This window comes from Streptomyces sp. NPDC093111, assembly GCF_040683955.1.
GTDB lineage: Bacteria > Actinomycetota > Actinomycetes > Streptomycetales > Streptomycetaceae > Streptomyces.
In genome coordinates this window covers 438,108-455,212 of sequence record NZ_JBFBNW010000001.1, presented here as the reverse complement: position 1 = coordinate 455,212, position 17,105 = coordinate 438,108, and the positions used below count along the sequence as shown (strand labels likewise).

General features: G+C 71.5%; 12 protein-coding genes. 4 read left to right on the top strand and 8 right to left on the bottom strand.

What is annotated here, in order from left to right; translation table 11 throughout:
- Positions 1-196: 196 nt before the first annotated feature.
- Positions 197-1,504, top strand: coding sequence for a M28 family metallopeptidase (locus AB0Q96_RS02095; protein WP_365321098.1), 1,308 nt, complete (start codon positions 197-199; stop codon positions 1,502-1,504).
- A 103-nt stretch (positions 1,505-1,607) separates the two neighbouring features.
- Here the strand turns inward: AB0Q96_RS02095 and AB0Q96_RS02090 are convergent, their stop codons facing one another.
- Positions 1,608-2,774 carry a DUF2092 domain-containing protein gene (locus tag AB0Q96_RS02090; RefSeq protein WP_365321097.1) on the bottom strand — a complete coding sequence of 389 codons (1,167 nt, stop codon included), beginning with the start codon at positions 2,772-2,774 and terminating at the stop codon, positions 1,608-1,610.
- Between the two features lie 138 nt (positions 2,775-2,912).
- On the bottom strand, positions 2,913-3,923 hold the full coding sequence (locus AB0Q96_RS02085) for a polyprenyl synthetase family protein (protein WP_365321096.1): 1,011 nt from the start codon (positions 3,921-3,923) through the stop codon (positions 2,913-2,915).
- A gap of 221 nt (positions 3,924-4,144) precedes the next feature.
- Between AB0Q96_RS02085 and AB0Q96_RS02080 the strand changes: the two genes are divergently transcribed.
- Together AB0Q96_RS02080 and AB0Q96_RS02075 are read left to right on the top strand one after the other, a co-directional pair.
- Complete coding sequence (locus AB0Q96_RS02080; protein WP_365321095.1) at positions 4,145-5,650, top strand: peptide MFS transporter; 1,506 nt, start codon at positions 4,145-4,147, stop codon at positions 5,648-5,650.
- A 21-nt stretch (positions 5,651-5,671) separates the two neighbouring features.
- A complete protein-coding gene (locus tag AB0Q96_RS02075; RefSeq protein ID WP_365321094.1) occupies positions 5,672-7,690 on the top strand; it encodes a CocE/NonD family hydrolase in 2,019 nt (672 codons plus the stop codon).
- A gap of 36 nt (positions 7,691-7,726) precedes the next feature.
- On the opposite strand, the gene AB0Q96_RS02070 is transcribed toward AB0Q96_RS02075, so the two are convergent.
- Together AB0Q96_RS02070 and AB0Q96_RS02065 are read right to left on the bottom strand one after the other, a co-directional pair.
- Positions 7,727-9,025 (bottom strand): LPXTG cell wall anchor domain-containing protein, encoded by a 1,299-nt coding sequence (locus tag AB0Q96_RS02070; RefSeq protein ID WP_365321093.1) that lies wholly within the window; start codon positions 9,023-9,025, stop codon positions 7,727-7,729.
- 81 nt (positions 9,026-9,106) lie between these two features.
- Positions 9,107-10,399 (bottom strand): cell envelope integrity protein TolA, encoded by a 1,293-nt coding sequence (locus AB0Q96_RS02065; protein ID WP_365321092.1) that lies wholly within the window; start codon positions 10,397-10,399, stop codon positions 9,107-9,109.
- A gap of 290 nt (positions 10,400-10,689) precedes the next feature.
- On the opposite strand from AB0Q96_RS02065, the gene fahA reads away from it, so the two are divergent.
- Positions 10,690-11,919: a fumarylacetoacetase gene (gene fahA / locus AB0Q96_RS02060; protein ID WP_365321091.1), complete on the top strand. Its 1,230-nt coding sequence runs from the start codon at positions 10,690-10,692 to the stop codon at positions 11,917-11,919.
- A 40-nt stretch (positions 11,920-11,959) separates the two neighbouring features.
- Here fahA and AB0Q96_RS02055 read toward each other — a convergent pair whose 3' ends face one another.
- From AB0Q96_RS02055 to AB0Q96_RS02040, 4 genes are all read right to left on the bottom strand, one after another.
- The gene (locus AB0Q96_RS02055) at positions 11,960-12,787 is read right to left on the bottom strand and encodes a carbohydrate-binding protein (RefSeq protein ID WP_365321090.1); all 828 of its coding nucleotides are present in this window, start codon (positions 12,785-12,787) and stop codon (positions 11,960-11,962) included.
- 41 nt (positions 12,788-12,828) lie between these two features.
- Positions 12,829-13,719, bottom strand: a complete 891-nt coding sequence (locus AB0Q96_RS02050) for an AraC family transcriptional regulator (protein ID WP_365321089.1) — start codon at positions 13,717-13,719, stop codon at positions 12,829-12,831.
- A gap of 166 nt (positions 13,720-13,885) precedes the next feature.
- Positions 13,886-15,535: an NADH-quinone oxidoreductase subunit NuoN gene (gene nuoN / locus AB0Q96_RS02045; RefSeq protein WP_365321088.1), complete on the bottom strand. Its 1,650-nt coding sequence runs from the start codon at positions 15,533-15,535 to the stop codon at positions 13,886-13,888.
- On the bottom strand, positions 15,532-17,103 hold the full coding sequence (locus tag AB0Q96_RS02040; RefSeq protein WP_365321087.1) for an NADH-quinone oxidoreductase subunit M: 1,572 nt from the start codon (positions 17,101-17,103) through the stop codon (positions 15,532-15,534). The genes nuoN and AB0Q96_RS02040 overlap by 4 nt, the downstream gene beginning before the upstream one ends.
- Positions 17,104-17,105 lie beyond the last annotated feature (2 nt).

Sequence of the window (17,105 nt, the reverse complement as noted above, 5' to 3'; positions counted from 1 at the left end):
TGGGAGCGCGTATCCGCTGAGCGAACACCCCTGACCGAATTCCGCCCTTGACGCGATGTCAAACTCTCGCTGAACATTCGTCACACACAGCGCAACCGCACAGCAGAACCGCACAGCTCCAACGCCTCGTACCACCCATGGTGCGAGGCGCTCGCACGTTCCGTACCATCCCCAGTTCGGAATCCGGAGCCCCCACATGAAACTCTCCGCGAGACTTTCCGCTGCCGTCGGAGCCTCCGCGCTCGTGCTCGGCGCGTTCGCCGGTGCCGCGCCGGCCGCCTCCGCCTCGGAGCAGGCCGTGACGCCACCCGACATATCCGTGGCCAACGTCAAGCAGCACCTCACCGACCTCCAGGCGATAGCCACCGCCAACGGAGGCAACCGGGCCCACGGCCGTACCGGCTACAAGGCCTCGATCGACTTCGTGAAGGGCAAGCTGGACGCGGCCGGGTACACCACCACGCTCCAGTCGTTCAGCTACAACGGCGCCACCGGCTACAACCTGATAGCCGACTGGCCGGGCGGCGACCCCAACCAGGTCGTGATGTCCGGCTCGCACCTCGACTCGGTCACCGCGGGCCCCGGCATCAACGACAACGGGTCCGGCTCCGCGGCCATCCTGGAGACCGCGCTCGCCGTCTCCCGCGCCCAGCTCCAGCCCTCCAAGCACATCCGCTTCGGCTGGTGGGGCGCGGAGGAGTACGGGATGATCGGCTCGAAGTACTACGTCAACAACCTGCCCGCGGCCGAGCGTTCGAAGATCACGGGCTATCTGAACTTCGACATGGTCGGCTCGCCGAACCCGGGCTACTTCGTCTACGACGACGACCCCACCATCGAGCAGACCTTCAAGAACTACTACGCCGGCATCGGCGTCCCCACGGAGATCGAGACCGAGGGCGACGGGCGCTCCGACCACGCGCCGTTCAAGAACGTCGGCATCCCCGTCGGCGGGCTCTTCTCCGGCGCCGACTACATCAAGACCGCCGCCCAGGCGCAGAAGTGGGGCGGCACCTCGGGTCAGGCGTTCGACCGGTGCTACCACGCCTCCTGCGACACCACGGCGAACATCAACGACACCGCCCTGGACCGCAATTCGGATGCCATCGCGTACGCGGTGTGGAACCTGTCCAGCGGCTCGACGACCCCGCCCACCGGCACGGTCTTCACCAACGACACCGACGTGTCCGTCCCGGACAACGGTGCCGCGGTGACCTCGTCCGTGACCGTCTCGGGTGTGACGGGCAACGCCCCGGCCACCCTCGCGGTCGGCGTGAACATCGTCCACACCTACATCGGTGACCTCGTCGTGGACCTCATCGCCCCCGACGGCTCGGTCTACAACCTGCACAACCGTGCCGGCGGCAGCACCGACAACATCAACCAGACCTACACCGTGAACGCCTCCTCCGAGGTCGCCAACGGCGTCTGGAAGCTCCGCGTGCAGGACAAGGCGTCGGCCGACACCGGTTACATCAGCCAGTTCAAGCTGACGTTCCCGTAAGCCTCCGCACGTCCCCGAAAGTCTCCCGGGTGGGTCGGTGACCATCGCCCCCGACCCACCCGGGGTCCCAACTCGGCCGGACCGAACCGGCCCCGCGCGTCCGCTACTTGGCCGCGTTCGCCGTTTCCACCAGCTTCTGCGGGGTCACCGCGCCGACGTACACCTTGCCGTCGTCCGTCATCAGCGCGTTGACCAGCTTCGTCTTGAAGACCGTGCCGGAGCCGAACTTCCCGCTCACCTTGTCGCCGAGCGCGTCCAGGAAGCCCTGGACCTCCTTCGGCGCCTCGTCCGTCTTGGGCGCGGGCGCGCCGGAGTCCAGCTTGGCGATGGTGGTCCAGCCCTCGCCGATGACGTCGACGGAGCCGTCCTTGCCGTCGAGGCCGGCGCCGAAGCCGCCCAGGTCGGCCAGGCCGCCGAAGGGCTTGTCCGCGCCCTCGCGCGCGCCCTTCTCGGCGGCGCCCTCCGTCACCTTCGCGCCCTTGGGGGCCTTGAAGTCGAAGGCCGAGGCGTCCGGCTTCCCGAAGTCGATCTTGGTGAAGCCCGCGTCGACGACCGGCTTGCCGCCGTCGACCGAGGCCAGCGTGAACTTCAGCGGGGTGCCGGTCTTCGCGTCCACCGAGATCTTGACCGACTCGACCGTCGAGCCGGACTGCTTCGGCTTGATCACCAGCTGGTAGGCGTCCCGGCCGGCCACCTTCGCCGTGCCGCCGACGGTGATCGAGGTGGTGTCGCCGGCGGCCTTCAGGACCTCGTCGGCGAGCTCCTTCGGAGTGCCGGGGAGCCTGCCCTCCTCCGCCTCGGCGCCGTCCTTGCCCTCGGCCTTCTCGTGGAACGCCTCGTTGGACTTGCTGTCGTAGGCCCAGACGTCGTTCCCGTTGTGGATCAGGCTGTACTCGTCGGAGCCGTCCAGCAGGGTCAGCTTCTGCCGGTCGGGGCCGTCCGCCGCGAGGCGCAGCGTGTGCGAGCCGGAGACCAGCTCGGTGAGCTTGTCCGCCGGGTCGGCGGACGCGGAGCCGGACGGGGCGGGCAGCAGGCCCGCGAAGGACGGCAGGCCCAGGTCGGTGCTGATCTTGAACGTGCCGGAGAGGGTCTGCGTGTCCGAGCCGGCGATCTTCTCGATCAGCTGCTGCGCGGTGATCTCGGGCAGGTCCGGGTCGCCCGACGCGGCGAGCGCGGGGACGAGACCGATCGTCGCCGCCGCCACCCCCGCCACGACGACCGGAACGACGTAACGGCTCGCCTTACGCTGACGGTTTTCGTTCGTTGCCATGGTCTGCGCTACCTCCGTGGGCACCTTGGTCGATGGATCCATCTCACCAAACAGGCGGCGCGGAAACGTCAGCCCTCGGGATCAACCTGGCGTACCCCTCCAGGATGACCCCACCCCGAGAACCCCTAGCCCGTGCGGTCAGCGCGCGCGGTGCACCACGGCGTCGCACATCTCCGCCAGCGCCGACTTCGCGTACCCCTCGGGCAGCGGGTCCAGCATGGCGCGGGCCTCCTCCGCGTACCGCACGGTGTCGCGGCGGGCCTGCTCCAGGGCGGGGTGGACGCGGAGGCGGCGCAGGGCCTCGGCGTGCCGGGCGTCGTCGGTGAGGTCGCCGTCGACGAGGGCCACGAGCTCCAGGTCCTCCGGGCGTCCGTGGGCCGCGGCGGCGGCGCGGAGGCGGAGCACCGGGAGGGTGGGGATGCCCTCGCGGAGGTCGGTGCCGGGGGTCTTGCCGGACTCGTGGGAGTCGGAGGCGATGTCGAGGACGTCGTCGGCGAGCTGGAAGGCGACGCCGAGCCGCTCCCCGTACTGGGTGAGGATGTCGACGACGCTCTCGTCGGCGCCGGACATCATGGCGCCGAAGCGACAGGAGACGGCGACGAGCGAGCCGGTCTTGCCGCCGAGCACGTCGAGGTAGTGGTCGACCGGGTCGCGGCCCTCCTGCGGGCCCGCGGTCTCCAGGATCTGACCGGTCACGAGCCGTTCGAACGCCTCGGACTGGATGCGTACGGCCTCGGGTCCGAGGTCCGCCAGCGTGTGCGAGGCGCGGGCGAAGAGGAAGTCACCCGTGAGGACGGCGATGGAGTTGCCCCAGCGGGTGTTCGCGCTGTCGACGCCGCGGCGCACGTCCGCCTCGTCCATGACGTCGTCGTGGTAGAGCGTGGCGAGGTGGGTGAGCTCGACGACGACGGCCGAGGGCACGACACCCGGCGCGTAGGGGTCGCCGAACTGGGCGGCGAGCATCACGAGCAGCGGCCGGAACCGCTTGCCGCCGGCCAGCACCAGATGCTGGGCGGCCTCCGTGATGAACGGCACGTCGCTCTTGGTGGCGTCGAGGAGGCCGGCCTCCACCGCCGCCAATCCGGTCTGGACATCGGCTTCGAGAGCCTGGTCCCGCACGCTAAGACCGAACGGCCCGACGACGGTCACGAGGGGGTCTCCTGTCTGCTGACGCCTGCTGACGCTGTCCTTGACGCTGTCCGAACCGACGCTGTCCGAACCACTCGCCGATCGCGCCGATCACTCGGATTGTCGATGTGTCGGTCGATTCGCTCAAGCCAGCGTATCCGGTCACGTTTCGATCACCGTGGGCGCCTTCCCGTCACCCCCGGTATGTTCGTGATCAGCTCATACGACCAGGAGTGCGCGTTTTGTCCCGAACAACGATCGATACCGACACGAACGGCGAGCAGCCGCCCCCCGAGGACGACGCCGCCTTCTTCGGGCAGCCGAGGGGTCTGCTCACCCTCTCCGGCCTGGAGGTCTGGGAGCGCTTCTCGTTCCTCGGTATGCAGGCGATCCTCGTCCTGTACTTCGCCGACACCGTCGCGCACGGCGGCATGGGCATGGACCCGGGCACCGCCGCCTCGGTCTCCGCCGCGTACGGCACCCTCGTCTACCTGGTCTCCGTGGCCGGCGGCTGGCTGGCCGACCGGATCCTCGGCTCGTACCGGGCGGTCCTCTACGGCGGCATCCTGATCGCCTGCGGCCACTACGCGATGGCGATCCCCACCGCCGCGATGACCTGGGTCGGACTGGGGCTCATCAGCGCCGGCACCGGACTCCTCAAGCCGAACGTGGCCACCATGGTCGGCAAGCTGTACCGCACCGACGACGAGCGCCGCGACGCCGGATTCGCGCTGTACTACATGGCGATCAACATCGGCGCCTTCGCCGGCCCGCTGATCACCGGCTGGCTCGGCGACCACAAGGGCTGGCACTGGGGCTTCTCGGCCGCCGCCATCGGCATGACCTTCGGCCTGATCCAGTACGTGGCGGGCCGCCGTCACCTGGCCGGGCGCAAGCACTCCGCCGAGTACGCGCTCGCCCCCGAGGCCCTGCGCCGCGCCGTCCGCAACATCGTCCTCGGCGTGCTGGCCGCCGCCGTCCTCGGCGGCGCGCTCGCCCTGGCCGGCTGGCTGACCATGGACCGCTTCGTCGACCTGCTCACCCTCGTCTCGGTGATCGCCCCGGTCGTCTACTTCTGGGTCATGTTCGCGAGCCCCCGGGTCACCGCCGAGGAACGCGGCCGCCTCAAGCCGTACGTCGTCCTCTTCCTGGCCTCGGTGGCGTTCAACTTCATCCTCTTCCAGGCGTACTCGACGATGATCCTGCTGGCGTCCACCAACGCCCGCACGACCATCCTCGGCTTCGACTTCCCGGCCAGCTGGTACGCCTCCGCCCTCGGCGCCTTCGAGGTGCTCCTGGCGCCCGTCGTGGCCGCCGTCTGGGCCCGGATGGGCCCCCGCCAGCCGCACGCCTCCAACAAGATCGCCTTCGGCGTGATCCTCGGCGGCCTGTCGTTCCTCCTGATGGTCCTGCCGACCTCCGGGCACGCCGACGACACCTACCAGATGGCCGCCTGGTGGATCGTCGGCTCGTACCTGCTGCTCGGCCTCGGCGACGTGCTCCTGGAGACCTCCGGGATGTCCGCCACCAGCAAGCTGGCGCCGAAGGCGTTCGCCAGCCAGACGATGTCGCTCTGGTTCCTCTCCCTCGCGCTCGCCAACGGCATCCAGGCCCAGACGGTGAAGCTCTACGACGACGTCTCCAAACCCGCCTACTTCGGCGTCAACGGCGCCATCGCGGTCGCCGTCGGTCTCGCCGTGATCGCCCTGGCGCCCTGGCTGCGCCGCACCATGCACCCCGTCCACTGACGCAGCCCCGAGGTGACCCCGATGCCCGCCGCGCCGCACATCCGCACCGACTTCCCGTACGAGACCCGCCACGAGGACATCCGCATCCCGATGCCCGACGGGACCCGGCTCTACGCCCGCGTCTGGCGCCCGCTCACCGACGAGCCCGTACCGGCGCTCCTGGAGTACCTGCCGTACCGCCTGACCGACTGGACCGCGCCCCGCGACTGGCAGCGCCACCCCTGGTACGCGGGCCACGGCTACGCCTCCGTACGGGTCGACGTCCGCGGCCACGGCAACAGCGAGGGCCTGCCCGGCGACGAGTACGACGCCCTGGAGCTCGCCGACGGCGTGGCCGTCGTGAACTGGCTCGCCGAACAGCCCTGGTGCACCGGGAAGGTCGGCATGTTCGGCATCTCCTGGGGCGGCTTCAACTCGCTCCAGATCGCCGCGCTCGCCCCCGAGCCGCTGAAGGCCGTCGTCACCGTCTGCTCCACCGACGACCGCTACGACAACGACGTGCACTACATGGGCGGCTCCGTGCTCGCCGTCGACATGCACGCCTGGGCGGCTACCATGCTCGCCTTCGTCGCCCGGCCGCCGGACCCGCTGTACGCGGGCGAGGAGTGGCGCGAGCTGTGGCTGAAGCGCCTGGAGGCCGTCGAACCGTTCCTCCACACCTGGCTCGCCCACCAGACCCGCGACGCCTACTGGCGGCACGGCAGCGTCTGCGAGGACTACTCCGCGATCGGGGCGGCCGTCCTCGCCGTCGGCGGCTGGCACGACCCGTACCGCGACACCGTCCTCCGCCTGGTCGAACACCTCCCCCAGGACCGGGTGCGCGGCATCATCGGCCCCTGGTCGCACCAGTACCCGGACCGCGGGCTGCCGCCCGGCCCCGCCATCGGCTTCCTCCAGGAGACCCTGCGCTGGTGGGACCACCACCTCAAGGGCGCCGACAACGACGTCATGGCCGAACCGCTGCTGCGCTCCTGGATCAGCGGCTCGCACCCGCCGGCCACCGTGTACGAGGAGCTGCCCGGCCGCTGGGTCACCGACCCCGCCTGGCCCTCCCCGCACGTCACCCCCGTCACGTACGCCTTCGCGGGCGACCCGGTGCCGGTCCGCTCCCCGCAGCAGACCGGCCTCGACGCGGGCCGCTTCTTCCCCTTCGGCAACGACGCCGACCTGCCGCCCGACCAGCGCCAGGAGGACGCCCACTCGGCCTGCTTCGACTTCCTCGTACCGGACGCCACCTCGGGAGGCGGCCCCATCGAGATCCTCGGCCGGCCCTCCGTCGGCCTGCGCCTGCTGTCCGACGCCCCCACCGGCCAGGTCATCGCCCGGCTCTGCGACGTCGCCCCCGACGGCTCCTCCACCCTGGTCACCCGGGGCGTCCTCAACCTCTCCGCCCGCTACGGCCGCGACCGCGCGGTGGAGGCGCAGGTCGGCGAATGGGAGGACGTCACCTTCGAGCTCAACTCGATCGGCCACACCTTCCCGCCCGGCCACCGCGTCCGACTGGCCGTCTCCTCCACGTACTGGCCCTGGATCTGGCCCCAGCCCGACGCCGCCGGCTTCACCCTCGACCCGGCCGGCTCCGCCCTCACCCTGCCGGTCCGCGCCCCCACGGTGGACGCCGTCGTCTTCGCCGCCCCCGAACAGTCCGAACCCCTCGGCGTCAGCTACCCCGCCACCCTGGAGGAGCCCCGCCCCGAACGCCTGGTCGTCCGGGACGTGGCCAAGGGCGAATGGCGCCTGGAGGTCGACCCGCGCTACGGCGGCACCCGCGTCTACCCGGACGGCCTCCAGTTCACCGAGGACGCCCTGGAGACCTACACGATCGCCGAATCCGGCCCCCTGACCGCCCGCACCCGCTCCGACTGGTCGATCCGCCTGCACCGCCCGGAGCTGGCCTGGGACGTCACGATCGACACCCGCTCCGAGATCAGCTGCGACGCGGACGCGTTCCTGACGTCGAACGAGGTGATCTGCAAGGAGGGCGGGGAGGTGGTGTTCCACCGGACGTGGGAGCGGGAGATCCCGCGGACGGCGGGGTGACGGCCCGAAGACCGCCGGCCCGCCGTCCGTCCCCCCTTACGCGTCCGCGCCCGCCTTGCGGCGCCGCACGAGCACCATCGCGCCCGCGCCGAGCACCACGGCCGCGCCGCCCGCCAGGGCGATCGGCATCGTGGCGTCGCTCGAACCGGTGGTGGCGAGGCCGCCGCCGGTCGCCGAGCCGGTGGCGCCGCCCGTGGCGGAGCCGGTGGAACCGCCCGTGCCGCCGGTGGAGCCACCCGTGCCGCCGCCCGTCGTGGAGCCGCCGGAGCTCTCGCCCGGGTTCGGCTTGCCGGGCTTGTGGGTGATGGTGAACTGCCGGTAGCCGCCGTCCTTCGAGAGGCCGCAACCGCCGGTCGCGTCGGTGTAGCGGGTCGGGTCGACGACCAGCTCGCCCTTGGTGGACTTGCTGTCGGCGTCCACGCTCACCTTGAGCTTGAAGTCGACGGAGCCCCCGGGCTTCAGCGCGGCGGAGAGGTTCGCGTAGCCCTTCCCGCCGGTCTGCCACTTCGGGCTGTCCGCCGAGGACCAGGCGAGGTGCACGTGCCGCCAGTCCTGCTCGATCTTCTCCCAGCCGAAGGCGAAGGCGCTGGACGTGACCTTGTCCAGGGTGCGCTCGCCCGTGTTGGTGACGCGGTAGGTGAAGACACCGCTGCCGCCGGCCTTGATCGACTTCGGGCCCGTCAGCGCGACGGCGAGCACGTCGTCCCGCGCGCACTCCTTCCCCCCCGTCGCCTTCTCCGCGTCGTCGAGCGCCTTCTTGGCGGCGTCGAGGGCCTTCAGGGCGTCCTCCCTCGCCGAGCGGGCCACCCCGGCCTCGCGCGCGGCGGCGACCATCGCGTCCACCCTTTCGTCGTCCGCGCGCGCGGCCTCCGCGTCCGCCTCGGTCTTCGCGGCCACGGCCTCGTCGACCGCCTTCTGCGCGTCGTCCACGGCCTTCTGTGCCGCGTCCTCCTGCTCGGGGGTCGCGTCGTCGGGCAGCGCGTCCTGGTCGGCCCGCGCCTTGTCCAGCTTGGCGTCCGCCTCGGTCTTCGCGGCGGCGGCGGCCTTGGCCGCCTTGTCCGCCGCGTCGGAGGCGACGGCGAGCGGATGGTCGCCGCCCCGATACAGCGACTTGAGGGCGGCCAGCACCCTCTTCTGGACCTCGGCGTCGTTGAGCACCGCGGCGTCGTACGCCGCCTGCGCCTTCGTCACCGCGAGCCGCAGCTCCTCGACGGTCGGCTTCGCCTCCTGCCGGACGTCCGTGGCCGCGACCGCGGGGGCGGCGGCAAGGACCGCGACGGGTGCGGTCATGGCCGCCGCGGCTACGGCGGTGGCGAGAATGCGACGGAGCTTCATCAAGGTTCCCTTCGAAAGAAAAGAGGGCCCCGATCCCGCGCATGACGGAATCGGGACCCTGTTCATGCCGTACGGATCCGCTTACGCGTCCGCGCCCGCCTTGCGGCGCCGCACGAGCACCATCGCGCCCGCGCCGAGCACCACGGCCGCGCCGCCCGTGAGGGCGATCGGCAGGGTGGTGTCGCTCGAACCGGTCTTGGCGAGGGTGCCGCCGGTGGAGCCGGAGGTGCCGTTGGTGACCGGCGTCTTCGACGAGCCGCCCTGCTCGGTGGTGTTCCCGTTGCCGCCGTTGCCCTTGCCGGTGTCCTTGCCGGGGGCGGGCTTGGCGGGCTTGACGACGGTGAACTCGGCGGACGCGGGCTCAGGGGCGTACCCGCAGGCGCCGTCCTTGTTCATGTAGCGGCCGCCACCGAGGATCTCCGCGTCGCCGGCCTTGGCCTTGGCGTCGACGGTGACCTTCAGCTTGAAGTCGAAGGAAGCGCCCGGCTTGATCGCGGCGAGGCTGGAGAAGCCCTCGTAGACGTCCGAGTCGAGGTCGATCGTCTGCCACTTCGGGCTGTTCGCCGAGGACCAGGCCATGTCGAAGGTCTCGTTCGGGAAGCCGTCGAGGGAGTACGCGACCGCGTCACCGTCGAACTCGTCGAAGGCGACCTTGCCCTTGTTGGTCACCCGCAGGTTGAAGACGGCGCTGGTGCCGGCCGTGACCTTGGCCGGACCCGTGAGGGTGGCGACGACGTTCTTGTCGTCCGCGCACTCGTCCTCGCCCGGCTCCTCCTCCTCGGCCGCCTTCAGGTCGGCCTTGGCCGCGTCGAGCGCCTTGAGGGCGTCCTTCTTGGCGTTCTGGGCCTTGTTGATCTTGCGGGAGAGCTCGACGGCCGCGTCGTCGTACGCCTTGTCGGCGGCCGTGTAGGCGGCGGCCTTGGTGTCGGCGGTGGTCTTCGCCTCGTCGGCGGCCTTCTGGGCGTCGTCCACGGCCTTCTGGGCCGCGTCCTTGTCCGCCTGCGGCGCGTCGGCGGGCAGCTTGGCCTGGGCGTCCTTGGCCTTGGTCAGCGCCTCGTCGGCGAGGACCTTGGCGGCGCCCGCCTCGGCGGAGGCCTTCCGCGCGGTGGCGGCGGTGATGGCCAGCGGGTTGGTCGGCTTGACGAACTCGTCCATGGCCCGCTGGGCGTCCGAGTCGGCGACGACGGCCGCGTCGTACTCGGCCTGCGCCTTGGTGACCGCGAGGCGGAGCTCGTCCAGCGTGGGCTTCTTGTTGCGCGCCTCGGCGGCGGTGCCGGGCTTGGTGTCCGCGAAGGCGGGGGCGGCGGAGAGGAAGACGACCGGGGTGGTCACGGCGGCGGCCACGGCGGTCGCGAGGATGCGACGGATCTTCAAGATGGACCTTGTCCCTGCTGGTCGGGCGAGTGTGGAACGAGTGGTGGGACCGCGCCCGCGGGGAACTCACGCGGCGCGACGTCCCCGTGATCGTATGGCTGGAATCCGCCGTCGGAACAGGGGTCTGAACACGTTCACCTCGACACAGCGGACCCACAGGAAAGGCAAACCGCCTGAACCGGGACAGTTGCCCACGGAGGCCCCTCTTTCCGTGTGACACATGTCATCCGCGCCTCGCCGCCCGCCCCGTAACGTGTCCCCCACACACCTGGAAAGCGAGGCAAGCACCGATGCCCGAGCAGAGCCCGCTCGACCTGGCCGAGGGCGATCCCTTCGGCCCGCACAACCTTCCGTACGGCGTCTTCAGCACCGCCGACGAGCCCGGCCGGCGCCGCCTCGGTGTCCGGATCGGCGGGCACGTGCTCGACGCGGGGGCCGCCGCGCACGCGCTCGGGTCGCCGTACGCCGCGCTGCTCGCCCAGCCGAGCCTGAACCCGCTGCTCGCCGCCGGCCGCACCGCCTGGCGCGACGTGCGCCGCGCGCTCACCGGCTGGCTGACCGTGCCCGCGCACCGGCCGGTCGTGGAGCCGCTGCTGCACCCGCTGGACGCGGTGACCCTGCACCTGCCGTACGAGGTCGCGGACTACGTCGACTTCTACGCGAGCGAGCACCACGCCACCAACGTCGGCCACATCTTCCGCCCCGACGGCGACGCGCTCACCCCGAACTGGAAGCACCTGCCGATCGGCTACCACGGGCGGGCCGGCACCGTCGTGGTCTCCGGCACCGACGTGGTCCGCCCGGCCGGTCAGCGCAAGGCGCCCGCCGACCCGGCGCCGGTCTTCGGGCCGTCCGTGAAGCTGGACATCGAGGCGGAGGTCGGCTTCCTCGTCGGCACCCCGTCCACGCTCGGCGAACCGGTCGCGCTCGGCGACTTCCGCGAGCACGTCTTCGGTCTGACGCTGCTGAACGACTGGTCGGCCCGCGACATCCAGGCCTGGGAGTACGTGCCGCTCGGCCCGTTCCTCGGGAAGTCGTTCCAGACCTCCGTCTCCGCCTGGGTGACCCCCCTGGAGGCCCTGGACGCCGCCCGGGTCGCACCGCCGGCCCGCGAGTTCGCGCTCCAGCCGTACCTGGACGACGCGGCCGAGGAGGAGCCCGGCGGCTTCGACCTGCGGATCACCGTGACGATCAACGGCGAGGTGGTGGCCGAGCCGCCGTTCTCCACCATGTACTGGACCGCCGCCCAGCAGCTGGCCCACATGACGGTGAACGGCGCCTCCCTGCGCACCGGCGACCTCTACGGCTCCGGCACGGTCTCCGGACCCGAGGTCGGCCAGCGGGGCTCGCTCCTCGAACTCACCTGGAACGGCCGCGACGTCCTCGAACTGCCCTTCGGCAAGCGGACGTTCCTGGAGGACGGCGACGAGGTCACGCTGACCGCCTGGGCGCCCGGCGCGGACGGCACCCGGATCGCGCTCGGCGAGGTCACGGGCCGGATCGCGCCGAACGCGGGCTGACGTCCTCCCAGGGGCCCCTGAGGGGCCCCTCAGGAGCCGCTCAGGCGGCCCGCCACAGAGCGGGCACCGTCGGCGGCTCCCAGCCGGGCTGGGCTATGTGGGCCTGGAGGCACACATAGCCCCGCCCGGCGTAGGTGACCGCGTCCCCCGCCCGGTAGGCGGTCCCGACGGCCCAGGTGCCCCCGGGGGTCGTCGGCGTCGGGGTCGGCGTGGGCGTCGGGTTGGGGGTCTGCGGCACGTCGAGGACGAAGTCGAAGGCCGCCTCCTTGGCGCCGCCCGCGTCCCGCACGTTCATCAGCAGCCGCGCGTCGAAGATCGAGTCCGTGTTGTTGCGCGGCTCCCCCGGGAAGTACAGCTGGGTGGTCAGGATCGGCCGGCCCGGGGCCTGCACCTTGACGTGGAGGTGCCGTGTGCGGCCCGGGTAGAGCCCCGGCACGATCGTGGTGAGCTTGAACGAGCCGTCCGCGCCGGTGAACTGGTGCCCCCGGAAGCGGAAGCCCGTGTTGTCGTACCCGCCGTTGGTGTCGGCCTGCCAGAAGTCGAGCAGCGCCCCGGACACCGGCAGGCAGGCCCGCCCGAAGACGTAGCCGCTGACGGTGAGCCGCACGCCCTGCGTGCCCGCCTCCAACAGGCTGGACCGCAGGGGGGAGTTGGGCTTGAAGTAGGGGCCCTCTATCTGCTGGACGGTGGGGTGGTCGCCGTCGTCGCACTCCGGCGTCAGGGCCGGCGCGACGGTGCCGTCGGTGAGCGTGCGGGCGAGCGCGGGGACGCCCATGAGCACCGTGGGGACGGCCATGCCGGCGGCGATCGCCGCGCGCAGCACGGCCTTCCGCGTGACGTGGCCGGTGCTGCTGGTCTCGCTGTCCATGCCTGCTCCTCGGGTGGGGGGCTGAACGATCGTCCAGAAACCTAGGCCGGGCCGGGGCCCGCTTCGAGGGACGGAACACGGCGGTCGTGGTGCTTTCGGAAGTCCCCGGGGCTCATCCCGGTCTCCCGGCGGAAGAACCGGCTGAAGTACGCGGGGTCGTCGAAGCCGGTCCTGGCCGCGATCTGCCGGACGGACAAGTCGGTGCGGGCGAGCAGGCGTTGGGCTTCCTGGGTACGCGCCTCCCGCAGCATTCCGGCCGGGGTGCGGCCGAGTGCGGCCCGTACCGCCTCGGTGAGGTAGCCGGGGGTGACCCCGAGCCGCTCGGCGCACTCCCGTACCGACCGGACGCCCTCGGCCCCGGTCCGGGCGGCCAGCCGGGCGAACTCCTCGGCGACCACCGCGTGCCGCCCGGGCGGCGGCGGGCGGCGACGGACGGGCGCGCGGGCGCCGAGGCGGGCCGTGCGGACCAGCAGGACGTGCAGGAGGGAGCGCAGGACGGAGGCGAAGCCGGCGTCGACCTGCCCGTACTCCTCGGTGAGTTCGGTCATCAGGCGGCTGATGTGGGCGTGTTCGGCGGGGTCGAGGCGGAGCCAGGGGTGTTCGCCGAGGCGGCGCAGCAGGTCCCGGTCGGCGGGGTGGTCGAGCAGGAACTCGGGGGTGAACAGGACGACGGTGCCGTCGAGGTCGCGGGCGTTCTCCCAGTGGTGGACCTGGCCGGGCAGGATCAGGCCGAGGTGCGGCGGGCGCAGTTCCCAGCGGGCCAGGTCGACGACGTGGGTGCCGGTGCCCCGGGTGACGTGGACGAACTCGTAGAAGGTGTGGCGGTGCGGGAACGCGGCCCTGGACATGGGGCCGATGGTGTCGAAGCTGCCGGCGGCGAAGGGGACGGCTTCGGGGAGGCGGACCTCCAGGCGGTGCAGGGGTAATGCCATCGTGCGGCCTCCCTCAACTGGTCGAGACCAATTCGGTCGTTCACGATGACACAGCGCCCTTCGGCGGGCCAGCCCCGGCGGACGCCGCGGGCCACCCCGGCGGACGCCGAAGGGCCCGGCCGCCGCGCGAGGCGGTGGCCGGGCCCTTCGGGACCGGGTGGGGCGGCTAGCGCACGAACACGCTCGCCTGGTTCGCCAGGTCCAGGAAGTACTGCGGCGCGAAGCCGAGCACCAGCGTCACGACCACACCGGCGGTGATCGCCACCGAGGTGAGGCCCGAGGGCACGGCGACCGTGGGGCCGTCCGCCTTCGGCTCGCTGAAGAACATCAGCACGATCACCCGGATGTAGAAGAACGCGGCGATCGCGGAGGAGATCACACCGACCACGACCAGGGCGCCCGCGCCGCCGTCCGCCGCCGCCTTGAAGACGGCGAACTTCCCGGAGAAGCCGGAGGTCAGCGGGATGCCGGCAAAGGCGAGCAGGAAGACCGCGAAGACCGCCGCGACCAGCGGCGAACGGCGGCCCAGACCGGCCCACTTGGACAGGTGGGTGGCCTCGCCGCCCGCGTCCCGCACCAGGGTGACCACGGCGAAGGCGCCGATCGTCACGAAGGAGTAGGCGCCCAGGTAGAACAGGACCGAGGAGACGCCGCTGGGCGTGGCCGCGATGACACCGGCCAGGATGAACCCGGCGTGGGCGACCGAGGAGTACGCGAGCAGCCGCTTGATGTCGGTCTGGGTGATGGCGACGATCGCACCGCCCAGCATGGTGACGATGGCGACGGCCCACATGACCGGCCGCCAGTCCCAGGTGAGGCCCGGCAGCACCACGTACAGCAGGCGGAGCATCGCGCCGAACGCGGCGACCTTCGTCGCGGCGGCCATGAAGCCGGTGACGGGGGTCGGGGCGCCCTGGTAGACGTCCGGGGTCCACATGTGGAACGGGACGGCGCCGACCTTGAACAGCAGCCCCATCAGCACCAGGGCGAAGCCGATGAGCAGCAGGACGTCGTTGCCCATGGTGTCGGCGAGCGCCGGGTCGATCCCGGCGACGTCGCCGTCGACGACGTCGGCGATCGCGGCGTACGAGACGGAGCCCGCGTAGCCGTAGAGCAGGGCGATCCCGAAGAGCAGGAACGCCGAGGAGAAGGCGCCGAGCAGGAAGTACTTGACCGCGGCCTCCTGCGAGAGGAGGCGCTTGCGGCGGGCGACCGCGCACAGCAGGTAGAGCGGGAGGGAGAAGACCTCCAGCGCGATGAACAGGGTCAGCAGGTCGTTGGCGGCCGGGAAGACCAGCATGCCGGCGACCGCGAACAGGGCGAGCGGGAACACCTCGGTGGTGGTGAAGCCGGCCTTCACGGCCGCCCGCTCCTGCTCGCTGCCGGGGACCGCGGCGGCCTCGGCGGCGAAGGAGTCGACCCGGTGGCCGTGGTCGGCCGGGTCGAGCCTGCGCTCGGCGAAGGTGAGGATCGCGACGACCGAGGCGAGCAGGATGGTGCCCTGGAGGAACAGCGCGGGCCCGTCGACGGCGATGGCGCCCATCGCGGCGAGGTGCGCCTTGGTGGAGCCGTAGCCGCCGGCGGCGAGGCCGACGACCGCGGCGAACGCGGCGACGAGCGCCAGGACGCTCAGGAACACCTGCGTGTAGTGACGGCCCCTGCGCGGCACGAAGGCCTCGACGAGGACGCTGACGACCGCCGCGCCGACCACGATGAGCACGGGCGACAGCTGCGTGTACTCGATGTGGGGTGCCGGGATCTTGTTGATCGGCTCGGCGGCCGTCGTCCACAGGGTGTGGACAGCCGGGGTGCTCACTTGGCCGCCTCCACTTCGGGGCTCGGGTCCTTCTGCTGGACATCGGACATGGTGTGCTGGACCGCCGGGTTGACGACGTCCGTGAGCGGCTTGGGGAAGACCCCGAGGAAGATCAGTACGGCGATCAGCGGGACGACCACGGCGAGCTCGCGCACCCGCAGGTCCGGCAGCTCGCGGACCTCCTCCTTCACCGGGCCCGTCATCGTCCGCTGGTAGAGGACGAGGACGTACAGCGCGGCGAGGACGATGCCGGTGGTGGCGACGATCCCGGCCACCGGGTAGCGCGAGAAGGTGCCGACGAGGACCAGGAACTCACTGACGAACGGGGCGAGTCCGGGCAGCGACAGGGTGGCGAGGCCGCCGATCAGGAAGGTCCCGGCGAGCACCGGGGCCACCTTCTGCACGCCGCCGTAGTCGGCGATGAGCCGCGAGCCGCGCCGGGAGATCAGGAAGCCGGCGACCAGCATCAGCGCGGCGGTCGAGATGCCGTGGTTGACCATGTAGAGCGTGGCGCCGGACTGGCCCTGGCTGGTCATCGCGAAGATGCCCATGACGATGAAGCCGAAGTGCGAGATCGACGCGTAGGCGACCAGGCGCTTGATGTCCCGCTGGCCGACGGCGAGCAGCGCCCCGTACACGATGCTGATCAGCGCGAGGGTGACGATCACCGGGGTGGCCCACTTCGACGCCTCCGGGAAGAGCCCGAGGCAGAAGCGGAGCATCGCGAAGGTGCCGACCTTGTCGACGACGGCGGTGATGAGGACGGCGACCGGGGCGGTGGCCTCCCCCATCGCGTTCGGCAGCCAGGTGTGCAGCGGCCACAGCGGGGCCTTCACCGCGAAGGCGAAGAAGAAGCCGAGGAACAGCCACCGCTCGGTGCTGGTCGCCATCTCCAGCGAGCCGTTGGCCCGCGCCTCGGCGATCTCCGTGAGGGAGAAGTTGCCGGCGACGACGTAGAGGCCGATGACCGCGGCCAGCATGATCAGGCCGCCGACCAGGTTGTAGAGCAGGAACTTGACGGCCGCGTACGAGCGCTGGGCCGCCGCGTTCTCGTCGGAGCCCGCGTGGGCGCGGTCGCCGAAGCCGCCGATGAGGAAGTACATCGGGATGAGCATGGCTTCGAACAGGATGTAGAAGAGGAAGACGTCGGTGGCCTCGAAGGAGAGGATCACCATCGCCTCGACCATGAGGATCAGGGCGAAGAAGCCCTGGGTGGGCCGCCACCGCGTGGAGGAGGTCTCCAGGGGGTCGGCGTCGTGCCAGCCGGCGAGGACGATGAAGGGGATGAGCAGCGCGGTGAGCGCGATGAGCGCCACCCCGATGCCGTCCACGCCGAGCTCGTAGCGGACGCCGAAGTCCTTGATCCAGGCGTGCGATTCGACGAGCTGGTAGCGGTCGCCGCCGGGCTCGAACCGTACGAAGACGACGGCGGCGAGCACCAGGGTGGCGAGCGAGACCAGCAGCGCGAGCCACTTGGCGGCGGTACGGCGGGCCGCGGGCACGGCGGCGGTGAGGATCGCACCGACCGCCGGCACCGCTGCCGTCACCGTAAGGAGCGGGAAGGACATCG

Coding starts and splice junctions, on each gene's coding strand:
- AB0Q96_RS02095 (WP_365321098.1), top strand. CDS start 197: ATGAAACTCTCCGCGAGACTTTCCGCTGCCGTCGGAGCCTCCGCGCTC.
- AB0Q96_RS02090 (WP_365321097.1), bottom strand. CDS start 2,774: ATGGCAACGAACGAAAACCGTCAGCGTAAGGCGAGCCGTTACGTCGTT.
- AB0Q96_RS02075 (WP_365321094.1), top strand. CDS start 5,672: ATGCCCGCCGCGCCGCACATCCGCACCGACTTCCCGTACGAGACCCGC.
- AB0Q96_RS02070 (WP_365321093.1), bottom strand. CDS start 9,025: ATGAAGCTCCGTCGCATTCTCGCCACCGCCGTAGCCGCGGCGGCCATG.
- fahA (WP_365321091.1), top strand. CDS start 10,690: ATGCCCGAGCAGAGCCCGCTCGACCTGGCCGAGGGCGATCCCTTCGGC.
- AB0Q96_RS02055 (WP_365321090.1), bottom strand. CDS start 12,787: ATGGACAGCGAGACCAGCAGCACCGGCCACGTCACGCGGAAGGCCGTG.
- AB0Q96_RS02050 (WP_365321089.1), bottom strand. CDS start 13,719: ATGGCATTACCCCTGCACCGCCTGGAGGTCCGCCTCCCCGAAGCCGTC.
- AB0Q96_RS02040 (WP_365321087.1), bottom strand. CDS start 17,103: ATGTCCTTCCCGCTCCTTACGGTGACGGCAGCGGTGCCGGCGGTCGGT.